Annotated in this window: 16 protein-coding genes; 6 read left to right on the top strand and 10 right to left on the bottom strand. The window is 40.9% G+C overall.

Going from position 1 to position 22358, the window contains the following annotated elements; translation table 11 throughout:
• Positions 1-325: 325 nt before the first annotated feature.
• Positions 326-2452, bottom strand: coding sequence for a TonB-dependent siderophore receptor (locus NQT65_RS11175; protein WP_126007957.1), 2127 nt, complete (start codon positions 2450-2452; stop codon positions 326-328).
• A 406-nt stretch (positions 2453-2858) separates the two neighbouring features.
• The gene (locus NQT65_RS11180; protein WP_004586195.1) at positions 2859-4028 is read right to left on the bottom strand and encodes a DcaP family trimeric outer membrane transporter; all 1170 of its coding nucleotides are present in this window, start codon (positions 4026-4028) and stop codon (positions 2859-2861) included.
• Positions 4029-4446: 418 nt separating this feature from the next.
• On the opposite strand from NQT65_RS11180, the gene acs reads away from it, so the two are divergent.
• From acs to NQT65_RS11195, 3 genes are all read left to right on the top strand, one after another.
• Positions 4447-6387: an acetate--CoA ligase gene (acs, locus tag NQT65_RS11185; RefSeq protein WP_024033109.1), complete on the top strand. Its 1941-nt coding sequence runs from the start codon at positions 4447-4449 to the stop codon at positions 6385-6387.
• A gap of 104 nt (positions 6388-6491) precedes the next feature.
• The gene (locus tag NQT65_RS11190) at positions 6492-7142 is read left to right on the top strand and encodes a response regulator transcription factor (RefSeq protein ID WP_004586197.1); all 651 of its coding nucleotides are present in this window, start codon (positions 6492-6494) and stop codon (positions 7140-7142) included.
• A 275-nt stretch (positions 7143-7417) separates the two neighbouring features.
• Positions 7418-9013: an AbgT family transporter gene (locus NQT65_RS11195; protein WP_126007954.1), complete on the top strand. Its 1596-nt coding sequence runs from the start codon at positions 7418-7420 to the stop codon at positions 9011-9013.
• Between the two features lie 309 nt (positions 9014-9322).
• Here NQT65_RS11195 and purU read toward each other — a convergent pair whose 3' ends face one another.
• Together purU and NQT65_RS11205 are read right to left on the bottom strand one after the other, a co-directional pair.
• Entirely contained in the window at positions 9323-10153 is an 831-nt protein-coding gene (gene purU, locus NQT65_RS11200; protein WP_024033106.1) for a formyltetrahydrofolate deformylase, read from the bottom strand.
• A 296-nt stretch (positions 10154-10449) separates the two neighbouring features.
• The gene (locus NQT65_RS11205; protein WP_256845374.1) at positions 10450-12336 is read right to left on the bottom strand and encodes a hypothetical protein; all 1887 of its coding nucleotides are present in this window, start codon (positions 12334-12336) and stop codon (positions 10450-10452) included.
• Between the two features lie 344 nt (positions 12337-12680).
• On the opposite strand from NQT65_RS11205, the gene NQT65_RS11210 reads away from it, so the two are divergent.
• The 3 genes from NQT65_RS11210 to NQT65_RS11220 all read left to right on the top strand — a co-directional run bounded on the left by NQT65_RS11210 (position 12681) and on the right by NQT65_RS11220 (position 16203).
• Positions 12681-13658, top strand: coding sequence for a DNA topoisomerase IB (locus tag NQT65_RS11210; RefSeq protein ID WP_256851207.1), 978 nt, complete (start codon positions 12681-12683; stop codon positions 13656-13658).
• 211 nt (positions 13659-13869) lie between these two features.
• Positions 13870-15186: a L,D-transpeptidase family protein gene (locus NQT65_RS11215; RefSeq protein ID WP_256851208.1), complete on the top strand. Its 1317-nt coding sequence runs from the start codon at positions 13870-13872 to the stop codon at positions 15184-15186.
• A gap of 15 nt (positions 15187-15201) precedes the next feature.
• Entirely contained in the window at positions 15202-16203 is a 1002-nt protein-coding gene (locus NQT65_RS11220; RefSeq protein ID WP_256851209.1) for a D-Ala-D-Ala carboxypeptidase family metallohydrolase, read from the top strand.
• 105 nt (positions 16204-16308) lie between these two features.
• Here the strand turns inward: NQT65_RS11220 and NQT65_RS11225 are convergent, their stop codons facing one another.
• The 6 genes from NQT65_RS11225 to NQT65_RS11250 form a co-directional block, all read right to left on the bottom strand.
• Positions 16309-16620, bottom strand: a complete 312-nt coding sequence (locus NQT65_RS11225; RefSeq protein WP_029774557.1) for a hypothetical protein — start codon at positions 16618-16620, stop codon at positions 16309-16311.
• An 84-nt stretch (positions 16621-16704) separates the two neighbouring features.
• Entirely contained in the window at positions 16705-18069 is a 1365-nt protein-coding gene (pelG, locus tag NQT65_RS11230; protein WP_256851210.1) for an exopolysaccharide Pel transporter PelG, read from the bottom strand.
• On the bottom strand, positions 18057-19574 hold the full coding sequence (pelF, locus tag NQT65_RS11235) for a GT4 family glycosyltransferase PelF (protein WP_138684448.1): 1518 nt from the start codon (positions 19572-19574) through the stop codon (positions 18057-18059). Before pelF ends, pelG begins: the two co-directional genes overlap by 13 nt.
• A complete protein-coding gene (locus NQT65_RS11240) occupies positions 19567-20550 on the bottom strand; it encodes a tetratricopeptide repeat protein (protein ID WP_256845370.1) in 984 nt (327 codons plus the stop codon). The genes pelF and NQT65_RS11240 overlap by 8 nt, the downstream gene beginning before the upstream one ends.
• Positions 20543-21838 (bottom strand): PelD GGDEF domain-containing protein, encoded by a 1296-nt coding sequence (locus tag NQT65_RS20250; RefSeq protein WP_126007942.1) that lies wholly within the window; start codon positions 21836-21838, stop codon positions 20543-20545. The genes NQT65_RS11240 and NQT65_RS20250 overlap by 8 nt, the downstream gene beginning before the upstream one ends.
• Positions 21835-22350, bottom strand: a complete 516-nt coding sequence (locus NQT65_RS11250) for a hypothetical protein (RefSeq protein ID WP_055252862.1) — start codon at positions 22348-22350, stop codon at positions 21835-21837. The genes NQT65_RS20250 and NQT65_RS11250 overlap by 4 nt, the downstream gene beginning before the upstream one ends.
• Positions 22351-22358 lie beyond the last annotated feature (8 nt).

Consider the following 22358-nt stretch of genomic DNA (forward strand, 5'->3'; position numbering starts at 1 on the left):
CTCTAAGCTTGATTTGACCCGAGCTTTAAAAGGCGCTAACCAGCAGTGGTTAGCGCCTTTTTTGTGTTTAAAGCACGCTAAAACTATAACCTACAGGCTTTAATAGATGCAGTTTAAATAGCGCTTAGCCATATTTATAGTGATGCTGGCTAACAAGTTCGCGTTTTAATTGAGGCGCGTAATAAAAGCATGGTATTGCTAGTACTTTGCATAAGGTAGATAGCGCAAGGAGGGGGGATAAGCGCTTTAACTTAAAGGGGCTTAAAACAAAAACGGCACTTAAAAGTGCCGTTTAAATTTAAAAGCCGTACTTTAAAAAAGCGACTTATAGCTGCCAGTTTACAGATAGCGCGTAGTTACGCGGCGCACCGTAATAACCTTGAGCCCAGTATAGGCTGTGTAGGTATTTTTCATCTGTGGTGTTATTAACGTTAAAAGTAACCCCAACGTTTTCTGTAATTTTGTAGTTAGCCATTAAATCAAGAATACCGTAAGCATCTTGGTTCGTGGTTACAAGTGCAGCGCCGGTTGCATCTTCAACTTGTACGCGGCTAACAGAGTCTTGCCAACGATAATTTGCACCAAATGTTAAGCCTTCAACAAATGGTACTTGGTAAGTTGCAGCCAGTTTTAGCTGGTTCTCTGGCGTGTAATCTTCAACTAAATCATCACCATCAATACTTAAATTACTAAAGCTGATACTTGCACTTAAATCCTCGGTTACTTTACCACTTAATTCAATTTCAAAACCGTCACTGGTGATACCATCAGCACCATAATAACGAGTATCGCCTGGTAATGAATCAGGTAATGCAACAGCTAGGTTTTCTTGTTTTGCATCAAAGTAAGCAAAGGTTACAAATACTTGATCGTCTAAAAGCTGTGCTTTTAAACCAATTTCGCTACTTTTACCTGTAATTGGCGCCAATTGCTCAGCATTAATATCAAGCTCTTTTTGTGGCACAAAGGTCTCTGTGTAACTTGCATAGGCTGAAAGTGATTCATTAAAGTCATACACAGCCCCCACATACGGGATAACTTCGCTGTCGTTACGTGTTTGTTCTACACCATAAGCAGTGCCGGATGTTTCCCAATCAGTGTAACGTACACCTGCTAACACGCTTAGCGGAGCGCTTAATTTAATGCGAGTAGACATATAAGCTGATTGCTGTTTGTTTTCTATGTCACTGCCATTTAAGCCATCAGCAAGGGTTGCTTCAGGTACTACGCCATCCCACGTATCAAGCGAAGGCATGGCTGGGAAGCCGTTGCCCGTGGTGTAATCGTAAAGCGACTGCTCGTTGTAATCCATTTTTGCTTGGCTAACACCAAATGACAGGTCGTGTTCTTGGCCAAATAAATCAAATTTACCGCTGGCGTATAAATCAAATAAATCGTGCTTATCTTCGTAGTCGTAACGGCTTGCGTAACCTGTTAAACCAAGGCCAGTTTCGCTATCTGGTGTGCCATATACGTAAAATAGTTCTGAGTCTTGCTCGTTTTCTATGTGTGCGTAACGCGCTGTTGCAACCCACGTAGCCGATAGGTTTTGCTCAAGTGTTACATATACTTGCTCTGCGCTGTTATCCCAGTAAGACCAATCAGATGCCGTACTTGTAGAGGCGTCGTAGTTTGTTGCTGTGCCATCGGTGTAATAAAGAGGGAGTGCGCCCCAAAGTGGGCTATCGGCATCTTTTTGTTGGTTAACATAGTTGATGCTTAATGTCGTGTCATCGGTCAACTTGCCTTCGTAAGCAAGATAAGCAATTGTTTTATCTGTTTCGTAACGATCTAGGTATGACTCCGCTTTTTGCTTGGTAAATACGGCGCGCACAGCGTGGTCGTCGTTAATTGGCGTTGAAACATCTACCTCTAAACGCTTGTTGTTCCATGAACCATACGATGCAGATGCATGCGCTTGAGTTATGTAAGTTGGTTTTTTTAATACCATATTTACGGTTGCAGATGGGTTACCTGCGCCAGTCATAAGGCCGTTTGCACCACGTACAATTTCTACACGGTCGTAAATAGACGTATCTAAAGTGCCCTGAATAGAGCCTGAGCTTTGTGGGATGCCTAAACCATCAACCTGAAAGTTTGTTATTTCAAAGCCACGGGCTTTAAAATAAGTACGGTCAGTTTCTATTTGCTCTACAGTTACACCGGGGGTGCTCTCTAGCACTGAGTTAATATCATCTAGTGAAAAATCATCCATTAAAGCGCGAGAAACAACAGAAATACTTTGTGGGGTTTCTTTGATTGTTAGGCCTAATTTTGTAGCAGATTGCGCATCTTCGGTGATGTAGTTTTTATGATGCTGGCCATATACTGCTATTTTTTCTAATGAGTCATCTGTATTTGTTGTAGTTTCTTGTGCAAATGCATGACCAGATAAAACAAGTGAAGTAATAAGGCTTAGCTTAGATAAACGCAAAATTTGTTGGGACGACATGTGTTTTTCCAATAGGTTCAAAAAAGAAGTGCATAACATAATCTAAATGAGAGTGATTTTCAATAACATGTTTGTTGTTTGTGCAAAATAATTAGTAGTTATCCGAAATTGTGGGGATTTAGTGGATTTTAGCAACTAAATAGCCGCTTAGTTTAGCGCTAAGGTAATATCCCTTAATCGCAAAGAGAGTGTTATTTCTGTGCAAACTTTTATCTGAGCTCTACCAAATGCTGCTATTTAAGCTTATTTAAGCGCTAACCGTGTTTAATTTACTGAAAATCTCAGACAAAAAAGCATTCTTAAATACCATTACTACCACAGTACTATTAAACCTTTTAAGCAGAGTTCAAGTTGTATAGCTAAAAAAAAGCGGCCTAAGCCGCTTTATTGTGATCGCCATGTTTAATTAAAAATTGTATTTTACAGAAAATTGTAAGCGCTCTAAATCGCCGTCAATACCACTTTCTGTTTCGCGCTCGGCATGTTTAAACTCTGCACCAAATGTTAAACGCTTAACCGGTGAGTATAAAATATTTGCACTAAAGCTTTGGCTTGATTCAACAGGGTCACCTGATATTGTTAATAGATCGGTGTTGTTGTCAGCACTAAAGAAAGAATATAAGAAAGTTGAGCGCCACTGGCTTGTCCATTTATGTTGATAAGCAACAAAACCAGATGTTGAGTCTATTGCATCTAGTTCATCGCCATTAAGCACTGCACCATGGGCAACATTTAAGCCCACGTAACGGCCAAGGCCTTTACCTTGAGTAAGCATAAATTTAAGGTAGTCTTCGCCAAAATTTACACGGCCCGAAGCGCTAATACCAAACGAGGTTTCATCAGCGTCAACATCGCCTACTTTATAAGTAAGTTGGCGAGCAAGTGCTGCAACTACAAAGTTACCCCAATCGGCATTGTGTGTGTAGCGCGCAGTAAAATCAGGAAGTGACGCATCATCTGTTTCTACACGTGCGCCACCTTGAGTGGTAATTGTGCTTTCTGGGTTTTCTAGTGAGAACGACCAAGCACCGGTTGTGTACTTAATTTGCGTTTGGCGAACAAAAACAGTGCCTTCAGCAGGGCCTACAAAATCAAGTGTTTCTGCAAGTGCACCCACGTTTTGAAAGTTTGACCATGTTTGACCAAATAACCAGCCATCGTAAGTTACAAATGCATGGCGAATACGTGGCGCATAAGAGTTTGATACGCGCTCGTTACCGCCAGGGGCTGAAGCTAAAAAGTCTAACTCAATTTTAGTTTTAACTGTTTTACCGTTATCCATTAACGTTGACGTACCAAAGTTAAAACGTGACTCACGTGCATGCATATCAAATACGGCATCCGAATCATCGTCATCGCCTACTGGCAGTGTGCTTGGTACGTAAAAATCACGCCCTACATTCGAGCCATCAGGAGCGCCTGCAGAGTAATCACTCCACATTGTATCTAGCTTAATGTATCCGCCGTAAGTAAATTCGGTGTTACCTACTTTAGCTGCAGTTGCCGCATAAGCCGTGCTTGTTAAAGCACATAATACAGCACTCGCTGCAAGAGTTTTTAATGGGGTAAATTTCATTGTGGTGTCCTTTAAAGGCTACTTGTTGTTTGTTGCTTTTTAAACGTTCAAATGTATTACTTGCTACAGGTATTACTTACGAATAAAAATTTATTTATCTTGCATCACGCTACGAGTTCGTTAAATAAGTGTTTAACTTGCATGGCTGCATCATTATTTTAATGTCCGAAAACCACTTTTAAATATGTGCAAAATTTACTCAATTACCTATTGGTCTATAAGACGAAGGTTTAAGAGTAATTCAATGGCCACTTACTTATATTTAACATACTGTATTTCTATGTAAAAAAGTCATGAGCGGCGAGATTATAAACCACAAAATGTTAATTAGAAGGGTTGTACAACTAAGGTCTAATACTCAATAAAGTACTGCTGAGTAATCCTTTAATCATGGCAAGTTATAAAAATGGAGACTGAGATGTCACAAAGTATCTATCCTGTTCCTGCACATATTGAAAAAACGACGTTAGTTGATAACGAAAAATATAATACACTCTACAAACAGTCGATTGATGACCCACAAGGGTTTTGGCGTGAACATGGCCAGCGCTTAGATTGGTTTACTCCGTATACTAAAGTAAAAAACACCTCATTTGATAAAGGCCATATCGATATAAAATGGTACGAAGATGGCGTTTTAAATGCCTCTTATAACTGTATTGACCGCCATTTAAAAACCAAAGCCGATAAAGTTGCGCTTATTTGGGAAGGAGACAACCCAAACCAAAGTGAAAACATTACCTACCAACAATTACATGATGAAGTGGCACGCTTTGCTAATGGTTTAAAAAAACTGGGCGTACAAAAAGGTGACCGAGTTGCTATTTATATGCCGATGACGCCGCAAGCAATTTACGCCATGCAGGCCTGTGCACGTATTGGTGCTATTCACTCGGTTGTATTTGGTGGTTTTTCGCCCTCAGCCATTGCAGATCGAATTAAAGACTCTGGCGCTAAAGTGGTGATCACATCCGATGAAGGCCGCCGAGCTGGTAATTGTGTCCCTTTGAAAGCGAATGTTGATGAAGCCGTAGCACAAGAGTCGGTGACAAGCATTGAACACGTTATTGTACATCAGCTAACCGGCGGCGAAGTTGATTGGAACGAGCACGATATTTGGTGGCATGAGCTTGTTGCCGACCAACCGGCGCAGTGCGAACCGGAGCCAATGAATGCAGAAGATCCACTCTTTATTTTATATACTTCGGGCTCTACCGGCCAACCAAAAGGGGTTGTGCATACTACAGGGGGTTACTTAGTTTACTCATCAATGACCCACGAATATGTATTTGATTTACAAGAGGACGACGTATATTGGTGTAGCGCCGATGTAGGTTGGATCACCGGCCACAGCTATATTGCTTATGGCCCACTGGTTAATGGCTGTACGCAAGTGGTATTTGAAGGCGTGCCTACCTACCCAACCGCAGGGCGTATGGGAGAGGTGATTGATAAGCACGGCGTAACCATTTTATACACTGCACCAACCGCTATTCGAGCGTTAATGGCTAAAGGCGATGAGCCAACCGCGTCATCTAATCGTCAAAGTTTACGCATTTTAGGCTCGGTGGGTGAACCCATCAACCCTGAAGCATGGACGTGGTATTACGAAAATATTGGTAATGCTAATTGCCCAATTGTAGATACGTGGTGGCAAACCGAAACGGGCGGCATTATGATCACCCCGCTGCCTGGTGCCACCCAAACTAAGCCAGGTTCAGCAACGCATCCGTTTTTTGGTATTGCGCCGGCTCTATTTGATGCAGAGGGTAATACACTTGAAGGTGCCGTTGACGGTAATTTAGTGATATTAGATAGCTGGCCTTCACAAGCGCGTACTGTTTATGGCGACCACGAACGTTTTGAACAAACCTATTTTAGTGCTTACCCCGGTGTTTACTTTACAGGTGACGGCTGTCGTCGTGATGAAGATGGCTATTACTGGATCACAGGGCGTGTTGATGACGTGCTTAATGTATCAGGGCATCGCTTAGGCACCGCTGAAATAGAAAGCGCGCTGGTAGCGCATGAAGCTGTAGCAGAGGCCGCCGTAGTCGGTTATCCGCATGATATTAAAGGCCAAGGTATTTATGTTTACATTACGCCAAATGAAGGCGTTACTGTAAGTGATGAGCTGACAACTCAGGTCCGTAATTGGGTACGTAAAGAACTAAGTCCAATAGCTTCCCCTGATATGATTCAATGGTCGCCAGGCCTACCAAAAACGCGTTCAGGTAAGATTATGCGTCGAATTTTACGTAAAATAGCCGCAAATGAACATCAACAGCTAGGGGACACATCAACACTTGCAGACCCAACCGTGGTAGATGAGCTCATAGAAAACCGATTAAATCGTTAAATGCGCGTTAAAAACTTGATTACAAGTTGATTCTAAACGTAGTATATCGGCTGTCAGTAAGTACCTTATACCTTATTGGCGGCCGAATTTATTAGGAGCGAACCATGAGTCAGTTTTTAATAGCGGATGATCATCCGTTATTTCGCGAGGCACTAAAAGGAGCATTAAGTGCTAAGTTTGACGATTTAGAGGTATTTGAATCATCAGATTTTGACAGCACATTGCAAGTACTTAGCGAACAAGAAGATCTTGATATATTACTGCTAGATTTACACATGCCAGGTAATGGCGATTTATATGGCCTGATCCGCATTCGCGAAGACTACCCAAGCTTACCCATAGCGGTTGTCTCAGGAAGTGAAGACATAAACATAGTGTCTAAGGTAATGGGTTATGGCGCAATGGGCTTTATTCCTAAGTCATCATCTTCAGATGATATTGCTAATGCTATAAACCAAATACTAGAAGGCGATACGTGGCTTCCAAAAGAGTTAAAAAATAAAGTAGCCGAAATAGAAGGAGAAGACAGAGAAATTGCCGCGCAGGTTGCATCGTTAACGCCGCAGCAATATCGTGTATTGCAATACCTTCATGAAGGGTTACTAAATAAGCAAATAGCGTACGAACTACATATTTCTGAGGCAACAGTCAAAGCACACATTACCGCAATTTTTAGAAAACTTGGCGTTTATAACCGTACCCAAGCCGTTCTTATTGCAGCTAAATTACAACTAGAACCAATAGAGCAAGCTTAAAATATTAAAAGCGCTAAAATTTGTTTATCGTTTAGGCAAAGCCGTGCCTAGCTAATGTGCTTATTGCCAGTTAATAGGTGATAAGCGCTTAAAAATACCAGATATGCGCTGCTCTGGGTGATATGGCAAGACTGAAAAAACTTCAATCCACAAAAGCCAATACACTCAAGCAGCGCTTTTTAAACTTAAAACCTACACGTCATTTACCTTTTATACATGATCTCTTTTGCAAACAATGCTAGGTTAGCGCAATTTTGTAATTTATAGAGCCAAGTATGACAGACTCCACACACTCACCTAATAATCAACCTAAAGACAATAACGGCTTATTTAATCGCTTTTTGGCAACCGTTGAGTTTTTAGGAAATATGCTTCCTCATCCCATTACTTTATTTGCGATATTTGCGGTTTCAATTGTGCTAATAAGTGGTATTGCCGATTGGTTTGGGCTAAGCGCAATTGACCCACGACCGATTGGGGCAGCAGGGCGTGCGCCTGATGGAGTAATTGAAGTTGTTAGTTTACTCAGTGCTGAGGGGTTACAGCGTATTATGGCTGGCCTGGTTACTAACTTTACCGGTTTTGCGCCTTTAGGCACTGTTTTAGTGGCACTACTTGGGGTAAGTGTTGCAGAGCATTCAGGGCTACTCTCTGCTGCTATGCGAGGCATGGTTATGGGCGCGTCAAAGCGTTTAGTTACCTTTATGGTGGTGTTTGCGGCCATAATGTCTAACACAGCTTCTGAGCTTGGCTATGTGGTGTTAATTCCGCTTGCAGCCATGATATTTCATAGTTTGGGGCGCCACCCTTTAGCTGGCTTAGCGGCTGCATTTGCTGGTGTTTCTGGCGGCTATAGCGCTAACTTACTACTTGGCACAATAGACCCATTATTAGCAGGTATAACTACGCCTGCAGCACAAATGATTGACCCAACGTACGAGGTTGGCGCCGAGGCTAACTGGTATTTCATGATGATATCAGTATTACTTATTGCCGCACTGGGTACACTTGTAACCGAAAAAATAGTAGAGCCGCGTTTAGGTAAATATAACCCCGATGAAGCCAGTATCGACTTGTCACAAAACAATATTGATACACTTACCACGTTAGAAAAAAACGGTCTAAAATGGGCGGGCGTTGCTCTGTTAGTGGTGCTGTCGTTATTTGCTTGGACGATTATTCCTGCCGATGGTATTTTACGCCACCCAGAAACAGGCCAAGTGGCAGGCTCGCCTTTTTTAAAAGGAATAGTCGCAATTATATTTGTAACTTTTAGTGTGCCAGGCTTTGTTTATGGGCGTGTTGTTGGCAGCATGAAAAACGATAAAGACATTATTAACGCAATGAGTAAAAGCATGAGCTCAATGGGTTTATATATAGTATTAGTATTTTTTGCAGCCCAGTTCGTGGCCTTTTTTAAATGGACTAATTTAGGCACTATTTTGGCAATTAATGGTGCAGCACTATTACAAGCGTTAAACCTTACTGGCCCAGAAGTATTTGTATTGTTTATATTAATGTGTGCAATGGTTAACTTGAGTTTAGGATCGTCATCGGCGCAGTGGGCGATTACAGCCCCTATTTTTGTGCCTATGCTTATGCTTATTGGTTACGCGCCAGAAACCATTCAAGCGGCGTATCGTATTGGTGACTCTGTGACTAACTTAATCACCCCAATGATGAGCTATTTTGGCTTAATTTTAGCGGTGGCAGTTAAATATAAAAAAGACATGGGTATAGGAACGTTAGTGGCCACTATGCTGCCATACAGTATTGTGTTTTTTATCGGTTGGGTCATTTTATTTTACGTATGGGTGTTTGCTTTAGGCTTGCCAGTAGGGCCTGAGTCACCTATTTATTACACACCTTAATGGTGGATGCCAATTTACAATTAAATACGGTGTCGGATAAAACACAGCTACAGCTAATATCTGACTCTAATTAAGCTGTTAGGCATAAAAAAGCCAGCAAAAGGGGAGAGCCCTGTTGCTGGCTTTATAGTATGTAAAAAGGTGTCTTATACCAATCCGCAATAATACTTAATCATTTTCAGGGGCTAAACGTGTCGCTATCTGCGTTAAAAAATTCTCATTTAGAGCAACTAAATAGCGAATTTTTTGCCTTGCTATCAACACGTTTATCCATCCTCAAAATAGATCACTTAATTATGCGCAATGGTATTAGCTAAATACCACGGTTTTATTACCGTTAATAAATAGTTTGTGTTCAGAAGCTAGTTGTAAGGCTTTACTAAACACGGTTTTTTCTACGTCTTTACCCATTTTAGCCATCATTTCAGCGGTATTAGCGTGCGTTACGCTGGTAACGTCTTGTAAAATAATAGGGCCTTCATCTAGCTCATTATTTACAAAGTGAGCCGTAGCACCAATAATTTTTACGCCGCGCTCAAATGCTTGATGATACGGTTTAGCGCCAATAAAGGCCGGTAAAAACGAGTGGTGAATATTAATAATTTTGTTCTCAAAGCGACCCACAAACTCAGGACTTAGTATGCGCATGTATTTTGCTAAGCCAATAATGTCAGGGTTATAAGAGGCAATTAAATCACCTACTTTTTCATCATGCTCGGCGCGACTTAGGCCTACGTGCGAAACAACATGAAAAGGCACATCAAAGCCTTTTGCTAATGGCTCTAAATCTGGGTAGTTGGCAATCACAGCTAATACTTCAATATTTAACGCTTGCTCAAACTGTTTAAGCAATACAGACCCTAAGCAATGTGCTTCTTTTGTTGCAAGCAGTACCACTTTAGTTTTTGTATCATCATGTAGAGCAAGTTGTGCACCCTCAGGTAATAAAGCGCGTAATTGCGATAAAAAGTCACTTTGTGGCTCGCCGGTTAGTTCAGTGCGCATAAAAAAGCGCTTGGCGTCTTTATCTACAAATTCGTTATTACGTGTAATATTTAAATTGTGCGCGTGGCAAAGCCCTGTAATTTTGGCAATTAGGCCTACATCGTCGGCACATTGGGTGGTTAGTATATAGCTCATTTTCCTCATTCTTACCCAGTTTATAATTGCTTCATTATTTGGTTTTTAACGCATAAAGCAAGGGGTTTATGCGTAAATTTAGAATTAATCGGTCAAATAGGTATAAATGATTCAATAAAGTGAAGGACAATTAAAAATACGTTAATAATAAGGCAGATAAACACCATAAATTTTAACAAGCGGGTATTTAAAAAAGGTTTAGTGGTAAGTATTTAGTGCGCGCACGGTTTGTAACCTAGTTGCCTAGATTAAAACCGCGGCGCAGTTTAGCTTTTACAAATATAGCAAAGCGATTATTAAGCTTTAGGCTCTGGTGTCAAGTTCTCTTCTTGCCTTAGGTAACCTGCGGCCTCTTCATCCTCTTTTGTTATTGCTTGCTGAGTAGGTATTGCACGGGTTTGTTGGTTTAATTGATGTATTTGCGATGCATTGCCTAAATCGCGCTCACTGGTAATTGAAGCAATCGATTCGCGGTCTTTTAGAAAGGCAATTACATCATTTTTAATGGCTTGTAATTGACCTTCATCTTTGTGCATTTCCATTATATGGCGAGGATGCTCAAGGTTTTTCATACCGGTGGCAGCAAACGTGCTCGTAATAACACGAGAGACAATGACCCATGGCGTGATACTGCTGCGCACTAAGGTGTTTTCTGAGCGGGTGCTGTCGTGAATACCTGTCCCCGTTGAAATTTTAGATTCGGTAAATGTGCCTTCACATTTAAAGTACACAAGTAATGATTCAAACTGCATTTCGGCAAAAAATAAATGAGCACAGTTAGCCAGTAAACGAGCAAAGGCTTTAATAATCACTGCTATTATTAAAATATGAACACTGCTCATTAGTAAGCTACTAAACTGTATAACGTTTTGATTATTAAACGCTTGCTGTAAATTATTAATATTAGCGCTATCTATGTAGTAATAAATATCTATTAATGAATAGGCTAACCACACCGTTAATACTAATGCCACAATATAAAGTAAATTAGCACTTATTAGCGCAACTAATCTGGCTAGGGTAAAGTTTTTACCTAGCTCCATAGCATGTAGTTTAGGCTGAACCTCTTGAATCATTTCGCCTTTAAAACCGCCTTTACCCTCTATTTGCTCTTGCAATTTGGGGTCTAGCTCTCGGTAAACTCTATTAGGCACTTCTTTGTAGCGTCTATTTGCCATGACAAGATTATCAAGGTTTATAAATACTTCATCAGGGTGAACAGACTCTTGCCAGTTTTCACGTAATTCTGACACTTCGGCGGTAGGGGTCACTGCGTTTAAGCGTGCTTTGATCATTGTAAATACTAATGCGCAGCTTAATGTTGCTAATATAATAATGGCAATGAGGTATATGCCAGAATGCAAGTTTGGCAGTTGTGCCAGCCACGCGTCTATTTCTTGTTTGCTGATATGTTGCTCTTGCATTAGCCACGACATAGAAAGGCCAATAACAATAGGCAAAATAAATGACAACGAAATAATTTTAGCTAATGTACCGCCTCCCAGCGCTTCAATGTTTCTTTCAGCATTGCGAGAGATAGGTTTGCTACTTGAGCGCCAAGAAAAAAGCACATAAAACATTAAAATAGCACTGTAAACCGGAAAGGCCAATTCGCCAGCTTCCCCAGTAAAGCCCGACAGCGAAACAAACGCTACAAGCCCATAAGCAACTAAAGCAACAAGCGTGCTCACCCATGAGCCAAATAATCGCTGCGCTACATTTCGAATTGGGTAAGGTAAAAATAACAGTTTGGGAATTAAGCTGTGTAACAAACGAGATAAAAATCCGTTAGGCTCTTTAAAGGTACTGTTTTTACGACCAACCAGCATTTCTTCGAGTGATTGGGCGTTATAGGCTACTTCTTTTTTTTCTTCTTGCGCGGTAGAGCTCTCAGACTTACTAAAATTATACGCAAGCGATGTAGGGTGGTTTCTACCTACAAAGTATTTTAAGGTGGCATAAATACCTGACGATAAAGAGCGAATACCCAGCGCTAAAATAAACATGCCAAATAGCATTAAAATCCAGCCTGCGGTGGTACTTTCTTTCACCGAGCTTGCAGCTATAACAAGTAAACTTACGCCTGCTACCGACTCAATAATACCTCTTAGCGCGGTTACTTTACCTTCCAACTTAAAGGGGTTTTTTAACCCAAGATCAATAGAACCATAATCAAATGCCATTGTATGCTCCTTGTAAACAGCACATTATTTAAGGGGGGTTACCAGTTTTGCAATAATACTTAATCATTTGCGGGCCCAAACCTAGTGTTAGCTATGTTTTTCCGGGCTCAAATAGACTAATTAATTAAGCGAGTTGGTATTATTATCCGTGTATATTTTGGCCAAAATGAGCATAGCTAAACGGTACCAAAAGGTGCAGTTTATATACTTAAGCAGGTAATTAAACTAAACGGATTTTTATATTATTGTTCAATTTTTGATTATATATCAATAACGTTGTTCAGTTTAAGGTTATTTTACAGTGATACATTTATTGATGGTGGTTTAAGTTGCTAGGAGCATAAATGAAATTAATCTACGTCGATGATAATTTACCCGGTATAACCCGTAAGCGTAAAAACAAAACGTGGCTGTACTTTGACCCAATAGGAAAGCAAATTACCGATCAAAAAGTGATTGATCGTTTAAATGCGTTAGCGTTTCCGCCCGCCTACAAAAATGCTTGGTTTTGCCCTGAAGAAAATGGCCATATTTTAGCAACCGGGATAGATAGTAAAGGCCGTAAACAATACCGTTACCATGAAGATTTTAGAGCTCAGCAAGAGGCGAAAAAATACCAAGCCTGTGGGGTGTTTGGCAATAAGCTGCCATTACTGCGCGCCCGTTTAGAAAACGATTTACAAGGGGATGAGCTCAGCGTAGAGCGCACATTAGCTGCGGTAGTTAGGCTTATGGACTTAGGTGCATTGCGGGTAGGTAACGAGCGAAATGTAAAGCAAAACAAAAGTTTTGGCGCCACAACCCTGCGCAATCGCCATGCTAAGCTTACGGGTAAAAATATACAGCTACGGTATCGGGCTAAATCGGGCAAAGAGCGCGAGGTAAACATAACCGACAGAGTGCTTAGCCATGTAATTAAAGACCTACAAGATTTACCCGGTCAGCATTTGTTTCAATATATAAGCGATGGAGAGCGCACAAACGTAGCCTCTAGTGAAATTAACCAGTATATTCAACAAATAATGGGTGAGGACTTTAGCGCTAAGCACTTTAGAACCTGGCGAGCCAGTGTTATTGCCTTTAAGCAGCTTGTAAAAGCAAAAGGCGCACTTAGTTTAAAAAGTATGCTCGAGAGCGTGTCTGAGCAGCTAGGTAACACGCCCGCTATTGCCCGTAAATCGTATGTTCACCCAGATTTAATTGCCTTGTGTAAAGAGGATGAACAAACCCAAACAGCGTGGCGAGAGTCGCTTTCTTTACCGCGAAAAACAAAATACTTGAGTCGTTATGAACGTGGCTTTTTAGCCTTTTTAAAAGACTAATTGCTATAGCAACTTTACACACTACAGCAACCAAATTACATAATTGCGTAGTTGAAGTATTTTTTAACCATCATGTGAAATCTTAAAAAGTTATTATTTTTCATGGTGTTGTGATTTTATTTTATTTTGGCACCTGCATTGCACCTTCAAATTACTGTTAAACAGTAAGTACAAAAGCATTTATCAATGATATTTAGCGAGGAGGTACAAAGTGAAGGGGTTATTTTCAAAGGCATTGTCTACAAAGGTAAAACACATTACGTTACAGGCTACGCTTGCAGGCTGCGTTAGCACCATGCTAACAGGGCAAGCGCTAGGCAGTGCAGATCTTGAAAGTGTGGCACTTGCCAACTCTTCATTAACCACTTACAACTCGCAACAACAATTGCAAAATGGCGATTATTATTTTGATCAAAATGCAGCACAGTTAATAGCGCGCACCGAAAAAGCAATTAACTGGTACACAGAAATAGTTAACAGTGGCGGGTTTACCCCTTTATACATTAATGAGTTGCTTGAACTTGGCAGCACCAGCAAGGCGGTGAGTCAGCTAGCACTGCGTTTATATCAAGAGCGTGACTTAACCAGCAATGTATGTGACAGCGCAATGTGCACATTTGATAAAAACATTGAGCAGGCTGTGCAACAGTTTCAGCGTCGCCACGGTTTAAAGGTTGATGGGCGAGTAGGCAAGCGCACCTTAGCTAAGCTTAATGTACCCGCTAAGAAAAAATTGGCTAAATTAAAGCTTAACTTTTACCGCATAACTAACTTCGCAGGCTCAAGTGATTCGCAGTATGTGTACGTAAACATACCTGAGTACACATTGCGTTATGTAAAAGCAGGCGAAGTAAAACTACAAAATAACGTTATTGTGGGTAAGCCGAGTTGGGAAACACCTGCCTTTAGTGACGAAATCGAAAGATTTGTAGTAAACCCTGAGTGGCGCATACCAACCTCTATTGCAACCAAAGAAATAGCACCAAAGGTGGCAAAAGATCCTCAGTACCTTGCTAAAAATAATATCGAAGTTAGAAAAAGCAGCTACCTAGATTCTAAAACAGTTAATCCCAGTAATATTGATTGGCAGTCTATTAAGCCCTATCAGTTTGATCACTTTTTAGTTAAGCGTGCAGGGGATGAAAACCCACTTGGCGAAGTGAAATATCTGTTTCCAAATCCTGAAGCCATTTATGTTCACGATACGCCAGCAAAGCAGCGTTTTAACCAAGCGCAGCGTGCGCTATCACATGGCTGTATAAGGGTTGAAGAGCCATTTTCATTGGCGCGTGAAATAATTAAGCACCAAGGTGAAGAGCGCACCCTTAAGCAAGTGGATAAAGCCAGAGATACCGATACCACTCAAACTTTTTATTTAAATGAGCCCTTACCTATTCATTTAGTGTATTGGACGGCGTGGGTTGATGAAGACATGCTCGTTAATTTTAGAGACGATATTTATCAACACGACGCAAAAGCATTAATTAAAAACGAAGATCAGTCAGTCATTGCTGCATTGATTAAATAGACTATGAGAGGATTTATGCCGTTTATACCGAGTATTTTAGGCTGCATATTAGCGCTTTGCGTAAGCGTAGGTAGTTATGCCGCCGAGCCCGTGAAAAAAGCACACCCAAGCGTTGATATTCAAAATAAAGCAAATTTTGAAGATGCAGAGTTTAGCCTAAAAATTAACGACATAGTAATGCCGTATTCGGTGTTTTCTGTATTTGTGATGCCTAATGAGGCAGTTGAATTTGAAGTGCTTTACGCACAATCAAAACGACCCGATTCATTTATTAATAACCATAGTAACGCCACCTTAACGGATACAAACCGCTGGCAGTGGCAGGCGCCTAAAAAGCCTGGCTTAACACGGGTAATTATTGAATCCCCCGACAAAAAGCAACGTATGACAATTAATGTGTTTGTTAAAGTACCTGCAGATGAAGTACAAGGTGGAAAGCTTAAATATTACCACATTGGCCATTACCCAACGCCCTCACAAATTAAAGATAGTAAGCATTACATAGTGCCCGATGGTTTTGTAAAGGTGACCCCAGAGAACGAAAATATAAAAATATCACCGCATTTTTCTCTTAAAGAATTTGTGAGTAAGCAACGAAGTAAGCACCCTAAATACTTATTTTTACAAAACAAGTTGTTACTTAAACTTGAAAAAATACGCAAAGAGCTGATTTTAGAAAACATACCGATTAAAAATATGGTGGTAATGAGCGGCTACCGCACCCCTTATTACAACAAAGCCATTGGTAACGTAAAGCTTAGCCGCCATGTGTTTGGCGATGCTGCCGATATATTTATAGATAACAACGGCGACTACCGTATGGATGATATAAACAACGACGGCAAGCACTCTATTGGCGATGCACAAGCTATGGCTGGTATAGTGGAGTCGCTCGCTAAGCGAGAGTCATTTAAAGGCTTACTTGGCGGTTTAGGTGTTTACGGGCCAAAATCGCATCGCGGTGCATTTATACATGTTGATACGCGTGGTTTTAAAGCGCGCTGGGTGAGTAAATAACCACATAGCTTTTTTGTGTTGGTAAAAAATGATGCGAGTAAAAAGCCAAACTCTTTTCCACGTTAAATTTGGCTAGTGTTGCTCTTAACTTAAAATATTGATCACTTACATGTGATCAATATTTTCTCGCTCTGCTATAAGTTTAATAACTCGCTTCTCTTTCATCATAGCACTACTTTCTTCAAGTAATACATCGCTAAAGGCTGGGTCAAATATTTTAGGCTTGTTGAAGTTGCGTAGCATAGAGACAACCCAAGTAGATGATGTATCACAATAATTTTCTTCTGAAGCTTTTATCTCCAAATTTTTTAAAAGTTTATAAACTTCAATTGCACGCTCCGGATACGTGTAATCATCAACTGCTATCCAAGCTTCACGCAACTCTTGAAGTGAATAATTTAAATAATTAATTTCCATAATATATTCCATTAAATATAGAGAAACTCAGTACGTTTTCAGTCACGTAAAAGAAGACGACTTTTATACCGCTTTTATAATATATTATTGCAGCATAAAAGTTTCGTACTCAAGCTCTTCAAATTGTTTTGATAGCCAATACAGACCAATTACAGATGTAATTATGGTCGAGAGCGCAAAACCGTAACCATAAAACTGTGGCCCTAATGCAATTGAGGTAATCGTAAATACGATATTGATAAACAAAAACAGCCCAGATAAAAATAATACGGTGGCACGCTTATCTAAGTAAAATAAAATATTTAAAATAGACAAAAATATAACCTGTACACCTACACCCACCACATCAATAAACAGTAATGTTTTATAGTTAGGGTCTATGCCTATAAAGGTCAGTATTTGCTCGCCCCACAGTAATAAGCACGCAACGGTTATACCTTGGATTTTAAATATATCGTAAAGGCCGCCTTGCGCTGTTTGCACCATTTTATCTTTTAGGTAAAAAATTTCTTCAAGCGATGAGCCACCTCTAATAGCGGTATAAAAACGGTCGTATTGTTCTACAAAGTCGGTTTCCATTCTGACTAAAAATACCGCCATTCCTGGAATAATGGTTAAATAGGCTAAAAATATAGGCAAGTCGTAAATAGGGCTTGCTCTTAATGTGCCTATAATTTGAATAGAGGTAGAGGGGGAGTACCAAAAAATAATTTTATCGGCCCACACGCCTATGTTGTAAAAAAGCCCACAAAAAAATAGGCTGTAATACACTTTTTTGTTGTTTAAAAAATCAAAACTAATGAGTTTACCGCCAGGGTAGCGACGAATAATCATAAACAAAAAGCTAAAAAAGAGCAGCGCTTCACCGGCAAAAAAAGCAAAAAACAACCCGTCTATTTGCCAGTCGCGCAGTAAAAATGCCAGTAACACCATAAAGCTGTAACCGCTTAACATGGTCACTAAAATAAGCCGGTACTCCTTCATTCCCGACAAAAATATAGCGCCAAGCCATTGGTTACATAAGCTTACAAACGCCCCTAATATTATTATTTTAGTCACAACAGGTAGCGGTAGTATTGGCCATACAGCTAAGCCAATCAGTAATGCGGCAAGGGTGGTAACTAGCTGCGCGCCAAGTAAATTAGGCAGCACCTGCTCGTCCTTTTTTTGAAAAAACAGATCGGCAACAAAACGCGTTAATAATAGCTGCAGACCGCCGGTCAATATAAGGGACGCTGCCATCATATACGTAATAAGCGTTAAAAACTGAATAATTAATACTTTTGGCAGCACGACACCTAGGCTTAAAATACCAATTAGCATGAGCGCAATGATAGAAAGCAGCCAAGGGCCTGAGCCTATTAATCCCGCATAACCGTATGCTTCAAAAACAGAGAGTAGGGTGTTTTTTTTGAGAATTTTACGTATCTCAAAACCTATTCCGGCCATGCGATTGTATCCTTGTAAAGTTTATCGTAGCGGGCAAACATATGGCTCTCGTCGTAGTATGTTTTAACACGGTTGAGGCCGTTTTGTTGGTACTGATACCATGTTTGCTCATTTTCCAATAGGGTGATTATTTGCTGTGCGGTTTCGCTGGGTGAGGCAATAGAAACTACTTCGCCAGCTTTACCAAGGGCCCTATCTTCCTCGCTTGCCCCTTCTATTATTTCTCGGCACGAGCCCACGTCACTTGCAAGTACAGGTACGCCTGCTGCCATTGCTTCAAGCAGCACTAATGGTTGAGCTTCAGAAATTGAAGTCAACGCAACAATACCTAGCTTTGGGAGTATTTCGACGATGTTTTTCATGCCGGTAAACGTAATGTTTTTGTCTAAATCTAGGCTGCTTACTAGTAGCTGGCACTCTTTGTAATACTGTGGGTCTTCCTCAAAAGGGCCTATGATCCAGCCTTCTATCTCTGGCAGCTCGGCTTGGACCTCTTTAATGGCACGAATAAAGGTTTTAATATCTTTAATTGGCACTACACGGCCAATTAACCCAACCACCATAGGGACCGATTTAGGTCTTGCGTTAAGGGCATCAACAAAGCGTTTTGTTTTTATACCATTAGGCACTACCGAGGCTTTACTTTCGCTGGCACCATCTTTAATTTGCCTTTGTCTATTCCCCTCATAAAGTGAGATGATTTTGTCGGCTTGGTTATAAGTAGTGCGGCCAATTTGCTCAAAAAAGCTGATCCACATTCGGCGAATAAAGCCCATTTCAGTATTTAGGTTTTTACCTAGGCTTTGTTCAGACTCTTTTATCCAGCTGGCCTGTATTAAATCTATTTTACGCTCTTTAGTATAAATACCGTGCTCGGTAAGCAAAAATGGCGTGTTGTGTATAACGCTTGCACCTGCGCCCAATATGCCAGCATAGCCTGTCGAAATAGAATGAATAAGTTTAACATCGGGGAGTGAACGGGCTATTTCGGCTATTTTAAACAGTGGTTTATACAAATTTCTGTACGACCAAAAAAAGTCGATAAATGACGATTCATCGCAATAGGTTAAATAATAGTTTGCCAGCACCTGCCACGACGACTCGCTGTATAAAAAATCGGCTTCGTTGATGCCGTCTTTTTTAGCTAAATTTTCAAAGGCAAACTTTACCAACTCCGTCGGTATTGGGTCTTTACAGTCACGGAAATACCCTTGCAATTGCTGCCAAAAATCAAACAGTTCTTTTTTATATTTAACGCCATGTTTCGCTTTTATTTTTGTACTGTGTTGCGTAACTAAATAATGCACATGCAGCTTAGTCACATTACTCGGTAGCGTGTACTGAATGTCGCCGTAGTGTTCGGGTGCGCCACCGACAAACACTAATTCAAAGTTATAGTGAGGCAGGCCTTCTATAATTTGGTGTACCCAACTCGATACGCCGCCCCGTACATAGGGGTAAGTGCCTTCAAGTAAGAGTAAAATATCGGCTTTTTTTTCACTCATGCCAATACTCCTGTAAATGGCGTAACTCAGAGCCTTTAGGCTGTAGTGCTAGCTCTTCAAGATAGCGCTGACAGTCTGTGTAATTGTGTAATCCAAAGGCGACTTCGGCTTTATAAGGTAGTACGTGGCGTCTGGCCATGCCTAATTGCGTGGCTAAATTTAAGCTTTGCTGCGCCTCATTTAATTTACCGAGCGCAAGTTGAATCCGCCCTAAAAACACATAGCTAGCTGGCTGCGGGTTAAACTTTATACTTGTTAAGGTTAGTGCTTCTGCTTTTTCTAGTACGTACTTTTTTAGTGCGCCTTGTGCTAAGCCTAAGTAACTCAGCTCCCAATAAAGCTCGGCTTGTTGGCGTTGCAGATTGCTTAATTTAGGTTGTTGCGTGGTATTGGCTATAGCGTGCTGGCATTGGCTTATTTTTTCGTTCAGTTTAGTTTCTTTGCTATCAAGAGTTGAATAGGCAAGTAAGCGAATATCATCTTCTAAGTCTTTTAATGCCAGTTTGAGTATAGGAATAGCTTGGGCATCGCTCATGTGCCGTGCAGCCATTACTGCACTTAGGCGTTTATTTGGCTCACTGGCGTGTTTTAAAATAGCTTTTAGTCCACCCATAGAGTAAATAGGCGTTGCTGAAACACTTCTTGCTTCAAAGGGCAGGGCAGGAACCTTGTGCTCTACAATATCAATGTCGTTGTTTTTAAGCGGTTTACTAAGGGCAAAAGTAATGGCAAATACCACCCCTAAAATACCAAATACAGGCAAGGTAAATAGCAGCAAAAATAACAGTGCCGAACCACTTTTTAAGGTGGTTTTGTATTTGTTAGGAATAAATGCAAGGCTTACAAAGGTAAAGCACAGGCTAGCAATGCCATGTAATAAAACAATCAACAGCCAGTTTGGCGCATCTAAAATATGCGCAAAAGCAAAGTATTCACATAAACAGCCAATAAAAGCGGCAACGATAATTTTAATCATGGGATGCAACTAACTTAGCGATGTGTTCGCTGCTTATAGGCAATGCCATTTGTTCTTCTATTTTAATTTGCAGTTGCTCAACGGTTTTACCAAAGTGCTCGATACACCAAGTATTAATACGCGATATAAAGCCACTTTTGTCCAGTTCACTTGCCATTGGCATAAGTAGTAATAGTGTGTGGTTTTGACTATCGTAAAGATAAATATCTAAACCTCTGCGAGCTTCACTTAAATACTCTAATAATTGGCGCGACTCTTCACTTGTTTGCATTGCTTTGAGTTTAAGCAGCTGCGAGGGAATATTATAGCGTTTAGCTTCTTTGTTCGCCCTGCGTAGCTGCCTTACAAAATAAGGGGTTTCTTGTGGGGTCATTACCGGGTTGGTAATTTCATGACGCAGCAAATCGCCAATGTTACCGGCCATAACAGCTAGCAAAGTAAGTGTGGTATTTTTAAGGGCAAAAAATTGAATGCTTTGTACTAAAATTACCCCGTAAATAGTGTTATTAATATCAACCAGTGGGATAGCAATGTGGTATTGGCTAAATTTATTTTTAACCTCTTTAACAGAGACCAGCTCGCGCTCTTCAAACATGGCTTTAATAAGGGGGTCTTCCCTATTTAGCTCGCCCATAGCACCTATGCTTGCTAATGGCTGCTCTATTATGGTGTGGTTTTCTACTTTATAAAGCGCTGCTTTTTCAAGTGAGCCATATTCAACAAATAAGTTTAAAATGCTATTTGCCGCACTGTCTAAGCGTCTTTGTGTTAGTTGCCCTATAACGGCCCGTACCGCTTGGAGCGATTCGCGCAGGCTAAGAGTATGACCTGCTAACATTTGCTCAATCCGGTCGTGGGATGAGTTTATTAAATGGTATTGGCGGGTAAAGGTTTCTAATCGGTTAGTTACATATTCAAGCTCAATACTTTGCTGTTGATTAGTGCGCTCCCATACATCTCTGAATTCGCCAGCAATCATAATTACAATTAAATAACCAATCATGGCGTTAATATTAAATTCGTTAGGTTGCGCTAATACTTCGCTTTTGCTTAACAGCAATTGCCCGGCTAATAAACATAATATGCTTATAAAGCCTTTTGAAAAACCATAGCGCAAAGCCACTAACAGCGGCCCAAGTACCGGCCACGAAAACCCATTTTCCGTCCAAAAGGGGTCTTCGGCGTTAAATATAACCGGCAGCACAATTGCAAGCGCGGTAAATACAATTACCTCAGCCCAAATTTGTAGCTCAGGGACCTCTCTTGGTCGAAAAAAATGTGTTTTCACTCACTAACCTCAATGTACGAAATTAAATCGGCGATGACATCTTGTGCTGTCGCGGCAATACTGTCGCGCCCCCAGCCACTTTTTGCGATAGTGCCCGTCCAAAGTGGGGTTGTTTGACCTTTGGCCGTTAAGCTAAGTGTAAGTGCGACTACCGGCTCGCCATCTAGGCCCGCTTTATAACGCCATTCTTCTATGCTACCTGATAACACATAGTCTGTTTGCTGTGTGCTTAACCACTGCATGGCGTTATCAAGACGGTATTGATCGTCAAGTGGCGGAAGGTCTTTAGTGTTACTGCGCGGTGCACGTAATAACGTAGGAAGCTTATTTTGCTGCCAAATACTTGCAAGTATATCTTCTGCACGTTCACCGGCTAAGGGGGTTTGCGCATGATTTACCAAAGGCATTAAAGCCACGGTAGTTGATGGACCTAGCTCTACATCATCAGCCACACGGCTGGTGGTACATGCACTGAGCACTAATACCAAACACGGTATGATTAAACGAAACATATTCTCTC

This window comes from Pseudoalteromonas agarivorans, assembly GCF_024518735.1.
Lineage (GTDB): Bacteria > Pseudomonadota > Gammaproteobacteria > Enterobacterales > Alteromonadaceae > Pseudoalteromonas > Pseudoalteromonas atlantica.

Bases quoted from the DNA above. Each gene is read 5' to 3' on its own strand.
- NQT65_RS11175 (WP_126007957.1), bottom strand. From the start codon at position 2,452: ATGTCGTCCCAACAAATTTTGCGTTTATCTAAGCTAAGCCTTATTACT.
- NQT65_RS11180 (WP_004586195.1), bottom strand. From the start codon at position 4,028: ATGAAATTTACCCCATTAAAAACTCTTGCAGCGAGTGCTGTATTATGT.
- acs (WP_024033109.1), top strand. From the start codon at position 4,447: ATGTCACAAAGTATCTATCCTGTTCCTGCACATATTGAAAAAACGACG.
- NQT65_RS11190 (WP_004586197.1), top strand. From the start codon at position 6,492: ATGAGTCAGTTTTTAATAGCGGATGATCATCCGTTATTTCGCGAGGCA.
- NQT65_RS11195 (WP_126007954.1), top strand. From the start codon at position 7,418: ATGACAGACTCCACACACTCACCTAATAATCAACCTAAAGACAATAAC.
- purU (WP_024033106.1), bottom strand. From the start codon at position 10,153: ATGAGCTATATACTAACCACCCAATGTGCCGACGATGTAGGCCTAATT.
- NQT65_RS11205 (WP_256845374.1), bottom strand. From the start codon at position 12,336: ATGGCATTTGATTATGGTTCTATTGATCTTGGGTTAAAAAACCCCTTT.
- NQT65_RS11210 (WP_256851207.1), top strand. From the start codon at position 12,681: ATGAAATTAATCTACGTCGATGATAATTTACCCGGTATAACCCGTAAG.
- NQT65_RS11220 (WP_256851209.1), top strand. From the start codon at position 15,202: ATGCCGTTTATACCGAGTATTTTAGGCTGCATATTAGCGCTTTGCGTA.
- NQT65_RS11225 (WP_029774557.1), bottom strand. From the start codon at position 16,620: ATGGAAATTAATTATTTAAATTATTCACTTCAAGAGTTGCGTGAAGCT.
- pelG (WP_256851210.1), bottom strand. From the start codon at position 18,069: ATGGCCGGAATAGGTTTTGAGATACGTAAAATTCTCAAAAAAAACACC.
- pelF (WP_138684448.1), bottom strand. From the start codon at position 19,574: ATGAGTGAAAAAAAAGCCGATATTTTACTCTTACTTGAAGGCACTTAC.
- NQT65_RS11240 (WP_256845370.1), bottom strand. From the start codon at position 20,550: ATGATTAAAATTATCGTTGCCGCTTTTATTGGCTGTTTATGTGAATAC.
- NQT65_RS11250 (WP_055252862.1), bottom strand. From the start codon at position 22,350: ATGTTTCGTTTAATCATACCGTGTTTGGTATTAGTGCTCAGTGCATGT.